The organism is Polynucleobacter sp. AP-Feld-500C-C5 (genome assembly GCF_018882265.1).
In the GTDB taxonomy this organism is placed as follows: domain Bacteria; phylum Pseudomonadota; class Gammaproteobacteria; order Burkholderiales; family Burkholderiaceae; genus Polynucleobacter.
Genome location: NZ_JACVOW010000020.1, coordinates 54,714 through 70,827 on the forward strand (window position 1 = coordinate 54,714; position 16,114 = coordinate 70,827).

Annotated in this window: 17 protein-coding genes; 5 read left to right on the forward strand and 12 right to left on the reverse strand. The window is 46.3% G+C overall.

Translation table 11 applies throughout. The features are described from left to right. Entirely contained in the window at positions 1 to 705 is a 705-nt protein-coding gene (locus tag ICN21_RS03755; RefSeq protein WP_216176832.1) for an ABC transporter ATP-binding protein, read from the forward strand. A 43-nt stretch (positions 706 to 748) separates the two neighbouring features. Here ICN21_RS03755 and ICN21_RS03760 read toward each other — a convergent pair whose 3' ends face one another. Then, positions 749 to 1,252, reverse strand: coding sequence for a YqaA family protein (locus ICN21_RS03760; protein WP_215295194.1), 504 nt, complete (start codon positions 1,250 to 1,252; stop codon positions 749 to 751). A 155-nt stretch (positions 1,253 to 1,407) separates the two neighbouring features. On the opposite strand from ICN21_RS03760, the gene ICN21_RS03765 reads away from it, so the two are divergent. After that, the gene (locus ICN21_RS03765) at positions 1,408 to 2,577 is read left to right on the forward strand and encodes an acyl-CoA dehydrogenase family protein (protein WP_215295195.1); all 1,170 of its coding nucleotides are present in this window, start codon (positions 1,408 to 1,410) and stop codon (positions 2,575 to 2,577) included. Between the two features lie 21 nt (positions 2,578 to 2,598). Next, positions 2,599 to 3,783: a CaiB/BaiF CoA-transferase family protein gene (locus tag ICN21_RS03770; protein WP_216176834.1), complete on the forward strand. Its 1,185-nt coding sequence runs from the start codon at positions 2,599 to 2,601 to the stop codon at positions 3,781 to 3,783. Here ICN21_RS03770 and cls read toward each other — a convergent pair. Genes cls through ICN21_RS03785 form a run of 3 tightly spaced genes read right to left on the reverse strand, consistent with a single transcriptional unit; the run spans position 3,780 to position 6,207 of the window. Then, positions 3,780 to 5,258 (reverse strand): cardiolipin synthase, encoded by a 1,479-nt coding sequence (gene cls, locus ICN21_RS03775; RefSeq protein ID WP_216176836.1) that lies wholly within the window; start codon positions 5,256 to 5,258, stop codon positions 3,780 to 3,782. The two genes, ICN21_RS03770 and cls, sit on opposite strands and share 4 nt — an antisense overlap. Further along, positions 5,255 to 6,007, reverse strand: coding sequence for an endonuclease/exonuclease/phosphatase family protein (locus ICN21_RS03780; RefSeq protein ID WP_216176838.1), 753 nt, complete (start codon positions 6,005 to 6,007; stop codon positions 5,255 to 5,257). The genes cls and ICN21_RS03780 overlap by 4 nt, the downstream gene beginning before the upstream one ends. Further along, positions 6,004 to 6,207, reverse strand: coding sequence for a hypothetical protein (locus ICN21_RS03785; RefSeq protein WP_215318347.1), 204 nt, complete (start codon positions 6,205 to 6,207; stop codon positions 6,004 to 6,006). Before ICN21_RS03785 ends, ICN21_RS03780 begins: the two co-directional genes overlap by 4 nt. Before the next feature lie 67 nt (positions 6,208 to 6,274). Here ICN21_RS03785 and ICN21_RS03790 point away from each other — a divergent pair, with 67 nt between their 5' ends. Both ICN21_RS03790 and ICN21_RS03795 read left to right on the forward strand, forming a co-directional pair. After that, on the forward strand, positions 6,275 to 6,970 hold the full coding sequence (locus ICN21_RS03790) for an ABC transporter permease (RefSeq protein ID WP_215295205.1): 696 nt from the start codon (positions 6,275 to 6,277) through the stop codon (positions 6,968 to 6,970). Beyond that, positions 6,963 to 7,670 carry an ATP-binding cassette domain-containing protein gene (locus tag ICN21_RS03795; protein ID WP_216125228.1) on the forward strand — a complete coding sequence of 236 codons (708 nt, stop codon included), beginning with the start codon at positions 6,963 to 6,965 and terminating at the stop codon, positions 7,668 to 7,670. Before ICN21_RS03790 ends, ICN21_RS03795 begins: the two co-directional genes overlap by 8 nt. 11 nt (positions 7,671 to 7,681) lie before the next feature. Here ICN21_RS03795 and ICN21_RS03800 read toward each other — a convergent pair whose 3' ends face one another. From ICN21_RS03800 to ICN21_RS03835, 8 genes are all read right to left on the reverse strand, one after another. After that, positions 7,682 to 7,972, reverse strand: coding sequence for a hypothetical protein (locus ICN21_RS03800; protein WP_216176840.1), 291 nt, complete (start codon positions 7,970 to 7,972; stop codon positions 7,682 to 7,684). Positions 7,973 to 7,982: 10 nt separating this feature from the next. Next, a complete protein-coding gene (locus ICN21_RS03805; RefSeq protein ID WP_216176842.1) occupies positions 7,983 to 9,038 on the reverse strand; it encodes a formate dehydrogenase subunit gamma in 1,056 nt (351 codons plus the stop codon). 47 nt (positions 9,039 to 9,085) lie between these two features. Then, positions 9,086 to 9,322, reverse strand: a complete 237-nt coding sequence (locus tag ICN21_RS03810; RefSeq protein WP_216176844.1) for a hypothetical protein — start codon at positions 9,320 to 9,322, stop codon at positions 9,086 to 9,088. Beyond that, positions 9,322 to 9,978: a formate dehydrogenase FDH3 subunit beta gene (gene fdh3B / locus ICN21_RS03815; RefSeq protein WP_216176846.1), complete on the reverse strand. Its 657-nt coding sequence runs from the start codon at positions 9,976 to 9,978 to the stop codon at positions 9,322 to 9,324. Before fdh3B ends, ICN21_RS03810 begins: the two co-directional genes overlap by 1 nt. A gap of 27 nt (positions 9,979 to 10,005) precedes the next feature. Next, positions 10,006 to 12,984, reverse strand: a complete 2,979-nt coding sequence (locus ICN21_RS03820; protein WP_216176847.1) for a formate dehydrogenase subunit alpha — start codon at positions 12,982 to 12,984, stop codon at positions 10,006 to 10,008. A gap of 64 nt (positions 12,985 to 13,048) precedes the next feature. Further along, positions 13,049 to 13,270 (reverse strand): hypothetical protein, encoded by a 222-nt coding sequence (locus ICN21_RS03825; protein WP_215295218.1) that lies wholly within the window; start codon positions 13,268 to 13,270, stop codon positions 13,049 to 13,051. A gap of 116 nt (positions 13,271 to 13,386) precedes the next feature. Continuing rightward, complete coding sequence (locus tag ICN21_RS03830; RefSeq protein ID WP_216176848.1) at positions 13,387 to 14,019, reverse strand: molecular chaperone; 633 nt, start codon at positions 14,017 to 14,019, stop codon at positions 13,387 to 13,389. After that, on the reverse strand, positions 14,016 to 16,106 hold the full coding sequence (locus tag ICN21_RS03835; protein ID WP_216176849.1) for a 4Fe-4S binding protein: 2,091 nt from the start codon (positions 16,104 to 16,106) through the stop codon (positions 14,016 to 14,018). The genes ICN21_RS03830 and ICN21_RS03835 overlap by 4 nt, the downstream gene beginning before the upstream one ends. Positions 16,107 to 16,114: the final 8 nt, after the last annotated feature.

Consider the following 16,114-nt stretch of genomic DNA (forward strand, 5'->3'; position numbering starts at 1 on the left):
ATGTTGCGCATTGAAAACTTAAACGCTTGGTATGACCGCAGTCACGTCTTGCAAGGCATCTCACTTGAAGTACATAAAGGAGAAATTGTGACCTTAATGGGTCGCAATGGTGCCGGTAAGACCACTACCCTGCGCTCACTCATGGGCTTGCTCTCTAAGCGTCAAGGCAAAGCCTCAATCGATGGCACATCCTTTTTAGATCTGCCTGCACATGAGCGCTTTCACTTAGGTCTTGCTTATGTACCAGAAGACCGCCGCATTGTTCCAGGTTTGACTGTTAAAGAAAATCTGGAGTTAGGTGTGATTGCCCAAAAGAGTCGTGGTGATATGAGCGCTTTAGTAGATGAAATTGCTGAGACCTTTCCTAGGTTGAAAGAGCGTCTTCAACAGGATGGCACTTCCATGTCGGGTGGAGAACAACAAATGCTCGCCATTGCTCGAGCCATGATTGCTAAACCAAAAGTCATTTTGCTCGATGAACCCTCTGAGGGCATCATGCCAGTCTTAGTAGAAGAAATGTTTGAGCTCTTTGCAAAACTGAAGCAGCAAGGCTTAACGATTCTATTGGTTGAGCAAAATGTCCAGCAAGCTTTGAGGATCTCTGACCGCGCTTATATCTTGGATCAGGGAGAAATTGTGTTTCAGGACACTGCTCAGAATCTTCTCAACAACGACGAGATCCAGCAGAAGTATTGCGCTGTTTAGTTCGCTGCTTAGTTCGCTTTTGAGTTAGCCACTTGGTTGATGATTAAATCAAGTGCAACCAATGGCCTAACTGGTGCCAAAAGCTCTCAGGCACCAAGGACAACAACCAAGTTAATATTAAGTAGCGCAGCATCTTGCCGAAAAACATATACATCAGGCACGATTTCCAAGGCAGTCTTAACCACCCTGCTGCAACACACAAGGGGTCACCAAAACCGGGTAACCAAGAAAGCAGCAGCATCTTTGGTCCCCACTCTCCAAGCCAAGCTTTTAGACGACTATCTGTAGTTTCAGCAATGGATTTAATGCGACTGCGAGCGAGCAATCCCAGCCACCAATCCAGCATGCCTCCCAAGGTATTGCCAACCGTAGCCACCAGTATTGCCACCCAATACAAATGGGGATTGAGAGAGATGTAACCAAAGAGAATGGGCTCAGAGCCAACAGGAAGTAGGGTTGCTGAAACAAAGGCGCTAATAAACACTGCTGGAAGACCCACCGAGGGCATGCCAAACCATCCAAAAAAATGCGTGAGTGCGTGCTCCATGAAAAGCATACCCCTTTGAGTAACTTTGTTGGGATTGATTTAATCCCATCTAGGCTATTTTGCCCTGTTTTGTGGATTCTCCATGATTTTCAAATCTTGCTTAAACTAATGCCTTTACAGCAAAAGCAGCACCCATCTTATAAAACGAGAGATTCATGAATCACCCCATTCCCAAGCCTGATCAATATCAAGATATGCGCGAAGCCTTACGCGACCTCTGTAATCGCTTTGATTCGGCTTACTGGCAAAAGATTGATCACGAACGTGGCTATCCAGAGGCATTTGTAACAGCGATGACTGAAGCAGGTTGGTTAGCCGCACTGATTCCAGAAGAATATGGTGGTTCCGGATTGGGCTTGGCAGAAGCCTCTGTCATCATGGAAGAAATTAATTTTTCTGGTGGCAACTCTGGTTCATGCCATGGTCAGATGTACAACATGGGTACGCTACTTCGCCATGGTAGTGAAGCTCAGAAAAAAATGTATCTACCGAAGATTGCCAGTGGTGAGTTGCGCTTACAAAGCATGGCGGTGACTGAACCAACAACAGGTACCGATACCACTAAGCTCAAAACAACTGCAGTCAAAAAAGGTGATAAGTATGTCGTGAATGGTCAGAAGGTTTGGATTTCTCGTATCCAGCACTCAGACCTCATGATTCTCTTGGCGCGCACCACCCCTATTAATGAAGTACAACGTAAATCTGAAGGGATGTCGATTTTTATCGTTAATCTCAAAGATGCTATTGGTAAGGGCATGGAAGTCAGACCTATCGCCAATATGGTGAACCATGAAACCAACGAAGTCTTTTTCGATAACCTAGAAATTCCTGCAGAAAATCTCATCGGTACTGAAGGTCAAGGTTTTAAATACATATTAGATGGCCTCAATGCAGAACGTGTGCTCATTGCTGCTGAATGTATTGGTGATGCCTACTGGTTTATCGATCGTGCACGTCGCTATGCCAATGATCGCGTAGTATTCGATCGCCCGATCGGCAAAAACCAAGGTATTCAATTTCCGATTGCTGATAGCTATATCGAAACAGAAGCAGCCAACTTAATGCGCTTTAAGGCTTGCGAACTCTTTGACAGTCATCAGCCCTGTGGTCCTGAAGCTAATATGTCAAAGTACCTCGCTGCCAAAGCCTCTTGGGAAGCGGCCAACGTTTGCCTCCAAACCCATGGTGGTTTTGGTTTTGCAAATGAATACGATGTAGAGCGTAAATTTAGAGAAACTCGTCTTTATCAAGTAGCCCCGATTTCAACAAACTTGATCTACTCTTATATTGCTGAGCACGTTCTTGGCCTACCAAGATCTTTCTGATTCTGCTAATAGGCCTTTGATATGAGCGTTCGCCCCTTAGACGGAATTACTGTTGTTGCGCTAGAGCATGTGATTGCGGCACCATTCTGCACGCGTCAGCTAGCCGATTTAGGAGCGCGCATCATTAAGATTGAACGCCCTGGTGATGGCGACTTTGCCAGAGGGTATGACACACAAGTCGAGGGACTGTCATCTCACTTTGTATGGGTCAATCGCTCAAAGGAGAGTTTGACGCTCGATCTCAAACAAGAATCAGCAATTGCCGTATTGAAGAATTTATTAAAGACTGCTGATGTCTTCATTCAAAATTTGGCACCTGGTGCAGCAGCCCGCATGGGACTGACTGCAGAAGCCTTGCAAAAAGATAACCCCGGTTTGATTTTGTGCGCCATCTCTGGCTACGGTAACGATGGTCCTTATCGCGATAAAAAAGCCTACGACCTCTTAATTCAGAGTGAGGCTGGCTTTCTATCGATTACTGGTACGCCTGAGACGCCGAGCAAAGCCGGTAACTCCATCGCAGATATTGCTGCCGGCATGTATGCCTACACCAATATTTTGGCCGCGCTATTGCAACGAAGTAAGACTGGTAAAGGTACTGTCATTGATATCTCGATGCTAGAAGCTTTAAGCGAATGGATGAGCTTCCCAATGTATTACGCCTACAAGGGGGCTAATCCACCCTCTAGAAATGGCGCATCGCATGCCACAATTTATCCATACGGCCCCTTTAAAGCGGGCGATGGCAAGACCGTCATGCTGGGTCTTCAAAATGAACGCGAGTGGGCGAAGTTCTGCGAGACCGTACTCGAAAATCCTGCGCTTGCCAAAGATGAGCGCTTCGATAAAAACTTCAAACGTAATGAAAAGCGCGCTGAATTACTAGAAATCATTAACGCCTGTTTTAGCAAACTCAGCTCTGAACAGTTAATTGCTCGCTTAGAGCAGGCGCAGATTGCGAATGCCCATCTAAATGATATGGAAGGCTTGTGGAAGCACGAGCAATTAAAGGCACGCCATCGTTGGACAGAAGTAAACACCCCCAATGGTCAAATCCCCGCACTGCTGCCACCGGGCTTAAATGACAGCTACGAATATCGAATGGACCCCGTGCCATCGGTAGGGCAACATACTGACGCCATCCTCAAAGAGCTGGGTATAGCGGAATCTGAAATCGCTAATATGCGTGCAAGCGGAGCAATTTAAAGTAGCGGCGATGTGAGGTGGGCGGCATTCTCGAGATAGTGATGCCAACGTGGTCGCTTCGCCCAAGTCGTCATGTCTATGAAATCCGATTCGTTTAAATAAGACTGCACTAGTTGGTTCAGCTTGGCGCAGAAATCTTTGTCATAGGCAATCAAGCTAATCTCGAAGTTCAAACGCAAACTGCGTTGGTCAAAATTCACTGATCCAAAGACAGCAATTCTGCTATCCACTAATAAGCTCTTGGTATGTAGCAATCCCCCGCGAAACTCTGCAATCCGCACCCCCGATCGCAATAAATCAGCGTAGTAGCTTTTACTACTCCAGGCAACCAAGGTCGAGTCATTCAACTTGGGAACAATCAGGGTCACTTTCACACCTCGTCTTGCAGAGGCCATGAGGGCCTGCAAGAGACCATCGTCTGGACCAAAGTAAGGAGTCGTAATGGTTAATTCTTCACGGGCATCAATAATGGCCGAGAGCAACACTTGATACAAAATATCATCCCGATATACGGGGCCTGATGCAAGCTCTTGCGCAATGGCAGCCCCCTCAAACGGCGCTGCGGGAGGATTTCTATCATTGAAGTGCGTAATCTTAGGGTTATCAACGCTCCAGTCAAATGAGAAAGTCAGTTCAAACTGTGCTGCTACTGGACCTTCCACTCGAACCATGGCATCAACCCACTCACCCACCCCTGAGTCTTGCTTAAAAGTGCGTGGATCCACCATATTCATACTACCTGTCCACACGATGGAGCCATCAACGACAAATATTTTTCGGTGTAATCTCAGATCTGCCCGTCGAAACTGAAAGCGCCCCACCTGAATTGGTAATGCTTCCGTTACTTGAATACCAGTATTGCGAAAACGCGCTGGCCATTTAGATTTAAACCAAGCAGAGCTACCTAAAGAATCTAATAGCACTTTACATGACACGCCACGTTTGGCAGCAGCGATTAAAGCCTCTCCAACACGGTCTGCATCTCCACCTAAAGCCCAAATATAAAACTCGAGGTGAAGACTTTTCTTAGCTGCATTAATCTCGTCAATAAAGCATTGCAAAATTTCGAGAGAGTTTGTATGCAGCTCAAGCTTGTTACCAGCCACAACCGGAGAGCCATTCTTAGCCTCTGCTAAAAGGCTTAAAGCTCTGTCCTCTAAAGGCATCCCCAGCCTATCCTTGGCGTATTGCTGACGCATGTTCTCAGTGATCTTTTCATATTCACGATTCATGCGAGTAATTTTTCGCGTTAATTTTCGACCTACCGGACGCTCACCAATCAGGACATATAAACCGATTCCTAACACTGGAAAAGTCATCACAATAAAGATCCAGGCAAAGGCAACGCCAACTGGCCTTCTCACCGCAATAATGACGCCAATAAAATAAGTGACCAAGAAAAAATGGGCGAAGAGTAGCCAATTCAAGTTCAGCTCAAATGTATGTTTTAAAAATAAGCTTAGTAGGTCATTCATATCAGTTCCAGTTCTGCTGCAATGCCCAAATGATCAGACAATTTCATCCATTCATGCAAAATTTCTGCTGAATGGATCTTGAGTCCACGAACATAAATGCGATCCATGGGTAATAAGGGCTTCACGCTAGGAAAGGTCTTTGCTGGTGTGCCCGTTAAGACTTCAAACACCTCTTCAAACCCTGCAAGCCGCATAGGGGCACTCACACGGTTACGCCAGTCATTAAAGTCGCCAGCAACAATCGTTGGCGCGTCATTCGTCAATTCTCCAATATAACGAATAATCTCTTCTAATTGACGTTCCCTACCCCGTTCAAATAAAGCGAGGTGCACACAAAAACAATGGATCTCTGAGCTTCCATTACCCAACTGAATCACGCTATGCAATAGTCCACGCCTCTCAAAACGATAGGCAGAGATATCGTAATTTTTACCCTTATGCAAAGGGTGTTTTGACAATATCGCGTTACCGTGATGACCATCTGGATATTCCACATTTTTACCGTAGTGCCAGTCATGCCAAAAATCTTCAGAGAGGAAATGGGTTAACTCAGTAAGAGGCCATTGACCAAATCGCCGAATTCTACCGCGATGCTCTTGCTGCAGCTCTTGAAGAAACAATAAATCCGGATGATGACTTCGCATCTTTTGACGCAACTGATAAATAGTGGAATGGCGATGCAGAGGTGATATACCTTTATGCACATTCATACTCATCACCGTAAAACGACTAACTTTAATTTTGGTCATTCACTCTGCCCTGCTGCGCGCTGGCGACGTACGCGAGCTAAATAGATCTCACCTTCCACCAGCTCTTGGCACTGCATACATTTATTACAAATAGATGCTTGGTCCCTCAACTCATCAATCGAGTCGATAGGATGGGTGTCTAGGTATTCGCGCAGGTCAATATCCAAGACCTCGTTGCAGAGGCAGACTACTTCAGCCATAAGTCACAAATTAGGGGTATGAGTCTCATTAAACTCATTTTGCCATTGCCTTGATAGAATCGACCGCATGTTGAACGCTTTTTCAGATGCCTTTGCACTTCTTGCCCACCTAGACGGTGGAGTGCTAGGGATCGTCCTGGTCTCCCTACAGGTCAGTTTGACTGCCCTCTTCTTTGGGGTTCTGTTTGGACTTCCAATCGGCGCCCTTTTAGCGACCGAAGAATTTACTGGCAAGAAAACCGTGATCGTGACCCTCAATACCCTCATGGGTGTACCCACGGTCATTATTGGGGTGATTGTTTACCTGCTTCTCTCTCGTACAGGGCCTTTAGGGACGTGGGGATGGCTTTTCACACCCAAGGGCATGATTGTGGCCCAAACACTGCTAACAACACCCTTAATTGCAGCCTTAAGCAGGCAAATTCTGGAAGATTCCTGGAAGATTCATCGGGATTCATTTATGAGCTTACGTCTGCCACTACTATCTCGCTATCAGTGGCTCATCTGGGACTGCCGCTTTTCGCTGACCATTGCCGTGCTAGCTGGTCTTGCCAGAGCAATTTCCGAGGTAGGGGCAGTCATGATTGTGGGCGGCAATATTCAAAACTCGACTCGAACCATGACTACTGCAATTGCACTAGAAACCAGTAAAGGCGACTTACCATTGGCACTTGCTTTAGGCATCGTGTTGCTGGGAATCGTATTGATTGCAAACCTATTTACTTTTATTGTTCGTCAAATGGTGGAGCGTCGCTATGGCTGATTTGACAGAGCAATTTGAAAAGTACATTGAACTGAAAGACATTACTGTCCTTAGTAATGGTCGAACCATTCTCAACATACCTCATGCCATCATTCCGGCCGATCGGATTACAGCATGCATAGGGCCAAACGGGGCTGGTAAAACTACGCTCTTAAAACTACTCGATGGCCTAATCAAGCCTGATACCGGAACAATGAACTATTCCTTTAGAAATAAGACCGCATTGGTTTTACATCACACACCCATGATTAAAGCCTCAGCTAGAACCAATATCAGCCTGGTGAGAGATGCAGATTCTGCAATCACTTTGAGTGAGATTGATCAAGTGATTGAGCGGGTGGGGCTCAAGAATTTAAGTGCTAGCCCAGCACACAAGTTATCGGCTGGCGAAAGACAGAAACTGTGCCTTGGTAGAGCTATTTTGCAAAAACCGAATTTGGTGTTGCTAGATGAACCCACTGCAAACCTCGATCCTAGCGCCACCGAGCAAGTTGAAGACATCATTCGAGAATTTAATCAACAAGGATCTGATGTGATTTTTTCCTCGCACCAACTCGCACAAGTACAAAGGCTTGCGCAGTACATCCTCTTTATTGATCAAGGCGAGATAAAAGAAAAGGGACCCGTAGGCCCCTTCTTTTCAAATCCTCAAACATCAGCAGCGAAGCGTTACTTACATCAAGAATTGCTAGCTGATTAGAGGCTAATCAATTACTTTGCTGCAGGTGCGGCGGGCGCAGGTGCAGCTGCTGCAGCAACTGGCGCCACAAACGGTGGCGGCGCTACACAAGCTGCAGGTGCAGCAGTTCCAGATACTTTATAGCGTTCAGCCACTCGATTTTGAGCTTGGCAGAGTTGAAATGCCCCTACTCTATCGCCGTAAGCAGTTTTAGCTTTCGCCAAAGTGGCAGCTTCTTGTGCCTCAGGAGTTAATGGTGGCAATGTTGCCATCACTGATGCACTAGTTAGCGCGCAGAATATTAAAGCAATGATCTTTTTCATGGCTTTGTCCTTATTTATTAACCTTGTTGTACCAAAGCTCATGATGCTCCTTAGCCCAAGTAGCATCAACGTAGCCAGACATCATGCCGTCTGAGGAGCCTTGCATACCAATTGAACCAATATAAATATGACCCATGGCCATCGTAGTCATCAGAACTGCCGCACCGCCGTGAATAATGTTGGCAATCTGCATCGTGCCGCGAATGTATTCAACTTGCATAAATGGCACGATCATGTCTAGCACAAGACCAGATGCAGAGATCACTAAGCCCAAGAAAGTCATACCAAACCAGAACCAAATTTTCTCGCCAAAGTTAAAGAAACCTGCGGGCGGATGCTTTCCACCAAGCATTCCGCCAAATGACATGAGCCAGTTAAGATCACCTTCGCCAGGAATATTTCTGGTAGCAAACAACAGGAAGAAAATAATGATGCTCAGTGTAAACAGCGGGCCAGAATAATTATGGATATTCTTGCAAACCATCAAGAATGACCCAAATGCAGCGCCACCCATTAAAGGCATTGCGAAATACTTTCCGTACAAAATCAACATGCCAGTGAAAGCAAGTCCAACAAAGCTAATCGCCATCACCCAGTGAGTGAAGCGCTCGAAGCCATTAAAACGCTTGATTTTTTGCCCGGATAACGGCGCATGCAATTTGATTGGGCCTTTGATAATAAAGACAGCTGCAATGCCAAAGAAAGCAATCGCCAATAGCCAGCCACCGAAGACGGTAATCACTCCATTGCGAATCACGCGCCACTGCTCACCAGAGCGCTGAATCAGGACACTAGCTTCTTTGTCTGGAATGCTGACATAGTTATATGGGTCGCTATTCGCAGAAGTAAAGATGGATGGGTTAGCTGGCTGAGCTTGCGCTTGCGTACCATTAGCCAAGCTATTCGGATTTGCTGGCACAGACGCAGGTGGAACATCCACCCCGCTAGGCGAAGGCAAGGGTGCCATTGGCCCACGCTCAGCAAAGCTCATGCCGCTCGCCAGAGTGAGTGACAAACCTGCAGCCATCGCCAAAGTGCGTAGAACTTTAGAAAATGATCGTTTCATACACATATCCTTAAACGTTTTCGTTTTATTTATTGTTATTTAGTTGATCACTTAACGCGACTGTATTCGTTTTGACCTTGGTTACGCTTGTCAATCGACTCAGTCCAACTGGCTTGATTTTTTGGGGTCCAGTTTTTGGTCATGAAGCCATTGTCCGCACCCATGTATGGTGCAACATCAGGTCGCTTAGCAGCTTTTGCTGCAATTTCTGGCGGCTCAGAGCAAGCTGCTAACAGCGTTGCTGCTGCAAAACACAAACCGAGAGTTTTGAAATTAAATTTCATTATTTCGCTCCTGGAATTTTTGCAGCAGGCGTTGGAGTTGGCGCTGGTGTGTCTGGACCACCATAAGCAGTAGTCCAACCAAAAGCCTTAGAGCCAGCGTACTTGCCATTCTTCTCACGAGTAGCAACACGATTATTGAAGATGCCAGAAATAATATCGCTATCACCACCAATCAAAGCCTTGGTAGAGCACATTTCAGCGCAGAGAGGTAACTTACCTTCTGCCAAGCGATTACGGCCATATTTCTCAAATTCAGCAACGCTGCCATTCGCTTCTGGACCGCCACTACAGAATGTGCACTTATCCATCTTGCTACGAGTACCGAAAGCACCTTGACTCAAAAATTGTGGGGCGCCAAACGGGCATGCAAAAGAGCAGTAACCGCAACCGATACAAATATCTTTGTCATGAAGCACAACACCTTCATCGGTACGGTAGAAGCAATCGACTGGACACACTGCCATACAAGGAGCATCAGTACAGTGCATACAGGCCACTGAAATTGATTTTTCTTGGCCGATAATGCCATCGTTTACCGTAACTACACGGCGGCGATTTACACCCCAAGGTACTTCGTTGTCGTTCTTACAAGCAGTGACACAACCGTTGCATTCGATGCATCGTTCTGTGTCGCAGATAAATTTCATTCTTGCCATTGTGTTCTCCTGACTTTATTTTTTAACTTAGGCAAATTTTTCGATTTGGCACATGGTGGTTTTAGTTTCTTGCATCATCGTCACCTGGTCATAACCATATGTAGTCGCAGTATTAACCGCCTCGCCTAGCACGATTGGAGCAGCGCCCTCTGGATAATATTTACGCAAGTCTGCGCCCTGCCACCACCCACCAAAGTGGAATGGTACAAAAGCAGTTCCTTGGTCAACGCGCTCAGTAACTAATGCACGTACTTTGATCTTGGCGCCAGTTGGCGACTTGACCCAAACATAATCCCAGTTCTTAATGCCGCGATCTGCTGCAGCCTTAGGATTAATCTCCACAAAGTTTTCTTGCTGGAGTTCTGCCAACCATGGGTTAGAACGGGTCTCATCACCACCACCTTCGTATTCAACCAAGCGACCAGAAGTCAGAATGATTGGGAACTTCTCATATAACTTCTCGTTCAAGTTTTGATCTTGAACAGTCTTATAGAGAGTTGGTAAGCGCCAGAAATTCTTCTTGTCTGCAGAAGTTGGATACTTGCGCATCATCGGTGCGTTGGTACTGTAAAGCGCTTCACGGTGAATTGGAACTGGGTCTGGGAAGTTCCAAACAACTGCCCGCGCTTTGGCATTTCCAAATGGATGGCAACCGTTCTTCATCACAACGCGTTGGATACCACCAGACAAATCGGTCTTCCAGTTTTTACCTTCAGCGAGTTTTTTCTCATCTTCGGTTAACTGATCCCACCAACCTAATTTCTTCACAAAGACGTGGTCAAACTCTGGGTAGCCAGTAGTAATAGCAGCACCCTTGGAATGAGACCCATCCCCGGCTAACAAACTCACTCCTTCACGCTCAACACCGAAGTTCGCGCGGAAGTTACCACCACCCTCCATCACACTCTTGCTGGTGTCATAGAGGTTTGGTGAACCTGGATGTTTAATTGCGGCTGTGCCGTAGCAAGGCCAAGGCAAGCCATAGTAGTCGCCTGTTGTGTCGTACCCAGTCACTGGATCAACTCCACCACGAGACTTCAAGGTCTTCGGATCAAATGTTGCAACCATTCTCATGTGTGCTTTGAGACGCTCAGGCGTTTGACCGGTGTAACCAATCGTCCAGACAGAACGATTAATTTCGCGCAGGATATCTTCAATCTGCGGCTCCTTCCATTGCTTACCAGCAAATTTAGTGCTGAGCATCTTGTAGTTCTTGGATAGCTCTTGACCAAAACCTAAGCGATCAGCAAAAGCTTGCATGATCACATGGTCAGGAACAGATTCAAACAATGGATCGATCACTTTCTCACGCCACTGCAATGAGCGGTTTGATGCAGTAGCAGTGCCACAAGTCTCAAACTGGGTTGCTGCTGGCAACAAATAGACATTGCGATTCTTATTAACGGCTTGACCTTCTGCTGATGGCATTGCAGCCATTGCAGCGGTTGCACTTGGATAAGGATCCACTACCACCAAAAGATCCAACTTATCCATCGCACGCTTCATATCTAAGCCGCGAGTTTGTGAGTTTGGAGCATGGCCCCAAAAGAACAAACCTTTCACATTAGTCTGCTGATCAATCATGTCGTTCTTTTCAAGAACAGCATCAACCCAACGAGAAACAGTAGTACCTGACTTCTCCATCATGTCTGGTGCATAGCGACCTTTAATCCAGTCGTAATCAACACCCCACACTGTTGCGAAGTGCTTCCATGAACCTGCCGCCAAGCCATAGTAACCAGGCAATGAATCTGGGTTAGGACCTACGTCAGTTGCACCTTGAACGTTATCGTGGCCGCGGAAAATATTAGTACCGCCACCAGACTTACCGACGTTACCTAAAGCCAATTGCAAGATACAGGAGGCACGCACCATTGCATTACCAATGGTGTGCTGGGTTTGACCCATACACCAAACAACTGTACTCGGACGATTTGTTGCCATAGTCTTAGCTACTTGATAAACCTGTGCCTCTGGAACACCGCAAGCCTCTTCAACTGCAGCAGGCGTCCACTTTTCCATCACTTCTTTGCGGATCTCATCCATACCGTAAACGCGGTCGTTGATGTACTTCTTATCTTCCCAGCCGTTTTTGAAGATGTGATACAGAACGCCGAACAAGAAAGGAATGTCGCTACCTGAACGAATACGAACATACTGATCTGACTTAGCAGCAGTACGGGTGTAACGTGGATCAACCACAATCACTTTGCAACCATTTTCCTTGGCATGCAAAAGACTCAACATGGATACAGGATGAGCTTCAGCAGCGTTGGAGCCGATATACATGGCTGCCTTGGCATTCATCATGTCGTTATAGCTATTGGTCATCGCGCCATAACCCCAGGTATTGGCTACCCCAGCAACTGTGGTCGAGTGACAGATACGCGCCTGATGGTCTGTATTGTTGGTACCAAAGAAAGAGACCCACTTACGCAGTAAGTAGGCCTGTTCATTGTTGTGCTTTGATGATCCAATAAAGAACATCGCATCTGGAGAATACTTCTCGCGAATACTCTTCATCTGAGCAGTAATTTCTGTGAGCGCTTGATCCCAAGAAATGCGTTGATACTTTCCATCCACCAGCTTCATTGGATAACGCAGGCGATAGTCACCGTGACCATGCTCACGCAATGAAGCCCCTTTTGCGCAGTAGGCGCCCATATTAATTGGGGAATCAAAAACAGAATCTTGACGAACCCAAACACCATTCTCAACAGTAGCATCGGTAGCGCAGCCAACTGAGCAATGGGTACAAATGGTTCTTTTGACTTCGATCTTACCTTTGCCGTCCAGCATCGCTTTACTTTGCTCGGCTGAGACCTTTTGAACCATCGTCAACTGGCTCGCAGCTATACCAGCACCGACACCGACGCCTGAACGCTTTAGGAATGTTCGACGATCCATCGTCGGCACCGCTGCTTTTAGACCGCGCGATAAGCTACCAATCAAGTGTGATGTGGAACGACTGCTTTGGGGGGTATTTGATTTACGAGTCAGACTCATATGTTGTCCCTGGGATAGTTTTTTATTTAATAACGATTAATCAATATCAGCTGAAATCAAGTCTTTAGAGCATGGTGCTTTCGTAATACTTACGCATGTGCGCAGTAATCGTTTGGCCTTTGCTCTGATCTTTTACAGTGCTACCAATTTCTTGAATAACCGCCTTACCAATAGAGGTTTGGGAGGCTACGGCAACTGCACCTACTGCAGCGCCTGCACCAATAAAGAAGTTACGGCGAGATGGCTTATTTTCTTCGCTAGATACAACTTTGGATTTCGTGCTCATGGCATGCTCCTATTTGGTTATTCTTGATATTCGTCAAGTGTAATTCGTATTTGCATTTTTGACACTTATATGACTTGTAGGGCTAACTAGGGCTTTCCCTTTATTGCAATGCAACATTAAATCATGTCAAAACTTTGCCCCTCAATCGCTAGGAATTCTCGGGTTAGCGCGGCGATTGGACGATACAAATGCATCTCGGGAATGTCTTCAATCGCATCACATAAGTCCTCAAACCAAGGGCGAATATGCGCATTGAAAAAAACCCTTTGATTTGTAAGGTTTGATATCTCTACATCGTCACCCGCAATCAAATAACGCATCACCTCACAAAGTGCTGAGACGTGGTCTTCGGTTTCAGTAACCTCTTCGGCCGACTCAAGACCAAATTCCTCCAGTGCTTTACGAATATTGACCAAGGGCTTTTCATTTAAATGACCAGCCATATAGAAAGAGCCATTAAGAACCACATTAGGCTTGCCTACACTAATAAAGTTCAGATCAAACTCATCATGCCAAGCTTTGGCTGGATTGTTCTTGGCTACCTCAACAACATCCATCCAGGCTTTGGCCAAAGGCGCCTCATCGCTTGCATCCTGCTGGTCTGCAGTAGCCACAATTTGATCAAGCAACTCTTGATCTGGTGGCAAATGAAAAAATCTGGCGATCAGACCATAAAGATCCGCTCTCGCCAAATCCTCTGGCAGGCCTACATCACCTACTTCAGTTGATGCATTCTCTTTTTCGCTCATGTTTCTTTTTTCACCATATCCACTACTCGACAATCACCACACATCTTTAATCTATCCATTGCCGCTCCAGCAAAGGCACCATGAGCACCAAGCTTAGTCAGCATGAGATCAACCATCTTCGCCGTACCGAAGGGCTTTCCACAACTGATGCAATGAAACGCAAGCGTTTCATTCAGCACCACCTTCTGTTTCCGTTGCTCAACTGTTTGTAGGCGTGGCATTAAGGTGAGAGCATGCTCGGGACAAGTTTGCGCACAAATGCCACATTGCACACAATGCTTCTCAATAAACGACAATATGGGTTCATCAGGATTATCGAGCAGCGCGCCCTCCGGACAGCTGCTGACACAAGACATGCATAAAGTGCAAGCGTCTTTGTTAATTGCCAGACCACCTAATAAAGAATTGTTTGGCAAAGCCACGCCCAACTCAGGCAATGGTGTCTTTGCTTGCTTTTGTAGATGCTCTAGCGCAGCTTCTAAGGTTTCACGCTTTTGATTGGAGAGGCCATAACTGGCGGGGGTGCACATGACATCCAGAGCGCCCCGTTGACACAGCGTGCCCATGGCTTTTGATAGACCTTGAAGATCGTCTACAGAATCAGCCATTACCAATTGAATGCGCGCTTCAAAGCCATAGGCTTGCAAAATGGCATTCGCTAATTGAGCCTGCTCTTCAAGAGCGGCACGATAAGCCGGATCTTCATCACCACTCAATAGCATGATGACTTCAGCAAAGCCGTAGGTTAAAGCCCCTAACCAGAGATCTAAGCCAGTAGAGGCAATATGTTCTATGCCATAAGGAATAACAAATGATGGCAGTCCTTCATATTGTTTTGGCATCACATGCGCGGAGCGGCCCAAGCCATCAATCATGCGAGTGCCAGCCTTCAAGGTATGTAAGAGCAAGCTTGGGGCGACTGATTGATTGAGCTTTTTGGCTTCAGCATGAAAAACGCTAGCCAAGGTTTTTAATTCTTTACCTTGATGCGGCACGCTTGGATAGTTATAGCGCATCGCCCCCGATGGGCATACAGTCGAGCAAGCACCACAACCCATGCAAAGATTAGGATTGACTTCAACGCTACCTTGCCCATTTTTAAAGATAGAACGGATTGCACCGGTAGAGCAGACATCAATACAGGCACTACAGCCTACTTTACCGTTGCGTCCATGGGCACAAACTTTTTCGTTGTAGGCAAAATATTTAGGCTTCTCAAACTCACCCACCATCTCTAATAATTGATTTACAACTAATGCTTGATCAAGAGGATCTTTACCAGGAGCAAAGTAGCCCTGAGGAGTTTGGCTCATCGGCATTTTTGGATCTGCGCGTAAATCCAAGATCAAATCAAATTCGGCGCTGCGTTTACGTTCCACACGATCAAATGCAATGGCGCCAATACTGGCACAGGCGGTCACACAGTCTCGATGGGATTTACATTTGTCTAAATCAATTTGAAATGAGAGATCAATGGCATTTTCAGGGCAGACTTCAACGCAAGCCCCGCAACGAGTACACATCTCCGGATCAATTGGGTTTTGTAAATCCCAATCTACTGAGAAATTACCCAGATAGCCCTCAAGCTTAGTCACTACGCCGGTATAAATGGGATAGTTGCGCACTAAAGGCAAATCACCCGACTCGGTACACAACACAGAGATATCCAAAGAAGCGCCAAGCTTTTCTGCCCAAGGTAAGACCTGAGATCCAGGGCCTACTAATAACAATCTTCCCTGACTTTCATAATTCACCACAGGCACAGGCTCAGCTTCGGGCATATCAGCCAAAGCCAAAAGTGCCGCAATCTTAGGTCCTGATAATTTTGCTTCTTGCGTCCAACCGGCAACTTCGCGAATATTGACAAAGCGCAATGGCGCCACCAAAGGCTTTTCAGATTGCTCTGCTAATTCAGCAAAGAGTGCTCCCTCTTGCGTGCAAGCTACGACTAGAGAGTCAGAACCATCCAGGGCTTTTAAAAAAGATCCGACTTCCTGTCGACATAAGGAACGATGTACTGAAACACCCAAAGCCTTCGCATCCAAAGGCATCGTGCCATTACAGTTACAGACTAATTTTTGACTCATTGACAACC

Coding starts and splice junctions, on each gene's coding strand:
- ICN21_RS03755 (WP_216176832.1), top strand. CDS start 1: ATGTTGCGCATTGAAAACTTAAACGCTTGGTATGACCGCAGTCACGTC.
- ICN21_RS03760 (WP_215295194.1), bottom strand. CDS start 1,252: ATGGAGCACGCACTCACGCATTTTTTTGGATGGTTTGGCATGCCCTCG.
- ICN21_RS03765 (WP_215295195.1), top strand. CDS start 1,408: ATGAATCACCCCATTCCCAAGCCTGATCAATATCAAGATATGCGCGAA.
- ICN21_RS03770 (WP_216176834.1), top strand. CDS start 2,599: ATGAGCGTTCGCCCCTTAGACGGAATTACTGTTGTTGCGCTAGAGCAT.
- cls (WP_216176836.1), bottom strand. CDS start 5,258: ATGAATGACCTACTAAGCTTATTTTTAAAACATACATTTGAGCTGAAC.
- ICN21_RS03780 (WP_216176838.1), bottom strand. CDS start 6,007: ATGACCAAAATTAAAGTTAGTCGTTTTACGGTGATGAGTATGAATGTG.
- ICN21_RS03785 (WP_215318347.1), bottom strand. CDS start 6,207: ATGGCTGAAGTAGTCTGCCTCTGCAACGAGGTCTTGGATATTGACCTG.
- ICN21_RS03790 (WP_215295205.1), top strand. CDS start 6,275: ATGTTGAACGCTTTTTCAGATGCCTTTGCACTTCTTGCCCACCTAGAC.
- ICN21_RS03795 (WP_216125228.1), top strand. CDS start 6,963: ATGGCTGATTTGACAGAGCAATTTGAAAAGTACATTGAACTGAAAGAC.
- ICN21_RS03800 (WP_216176840.1), bottom strand. CDS start 7,972: ATGAAAAAGATCATTGCTTTAATATTCTGCGCGCTAACTAGTGCATCA.
- ICN21_RS03805 (WP_216176842.1), bottom strand. CDS start 9,038: ATGAAACGATCATTTTCTAAAGTTCTACGCACTTTGGCGATGGCTGCA.
- ICN21_RS03810 (WP_216176844.1), bottom strand. CDS start 9,322: ATGAAATTTAATTTCAAAACTCTCGGTTTGTGTTTTGCAGCAGCAACG.
- fdh3B (WP_216176846.1), bottom strand. CDS start 9,978: ATGGCAAGAATGAAATTTATCTGCGACACAGAACGATGCATCGAATGC.
- ICN21_RS03820 (WP_216176847.1), bottom strand. CDS start 12,984: ATGAGTCTGACTCGTAAATCAAATACCCCCCAAAGCAGTCGTTCCACA.
- ICN21_RS03825 (WP_215295218.1), bottom strand. CDS start 13,270: ATGAGCACGAAATCCAAAGTTGTATCTAGCGAAGAAAATAAGCCATCT.
- ICN21_RS03830 (WP_216176848.1), bottom strand. CDS start 14,019: ATGAGCGAAAAAGAGAATGCATCAACTGAAGTAGGTGATGTAGGCCTG.
- ICN21_RS03835 (WP_216176849.1), bottom strand. CDS start 16,106: ATGAGTCAAAAATTAGTCTGTAACTGTAATGGCACGATGCCTTTGGAT.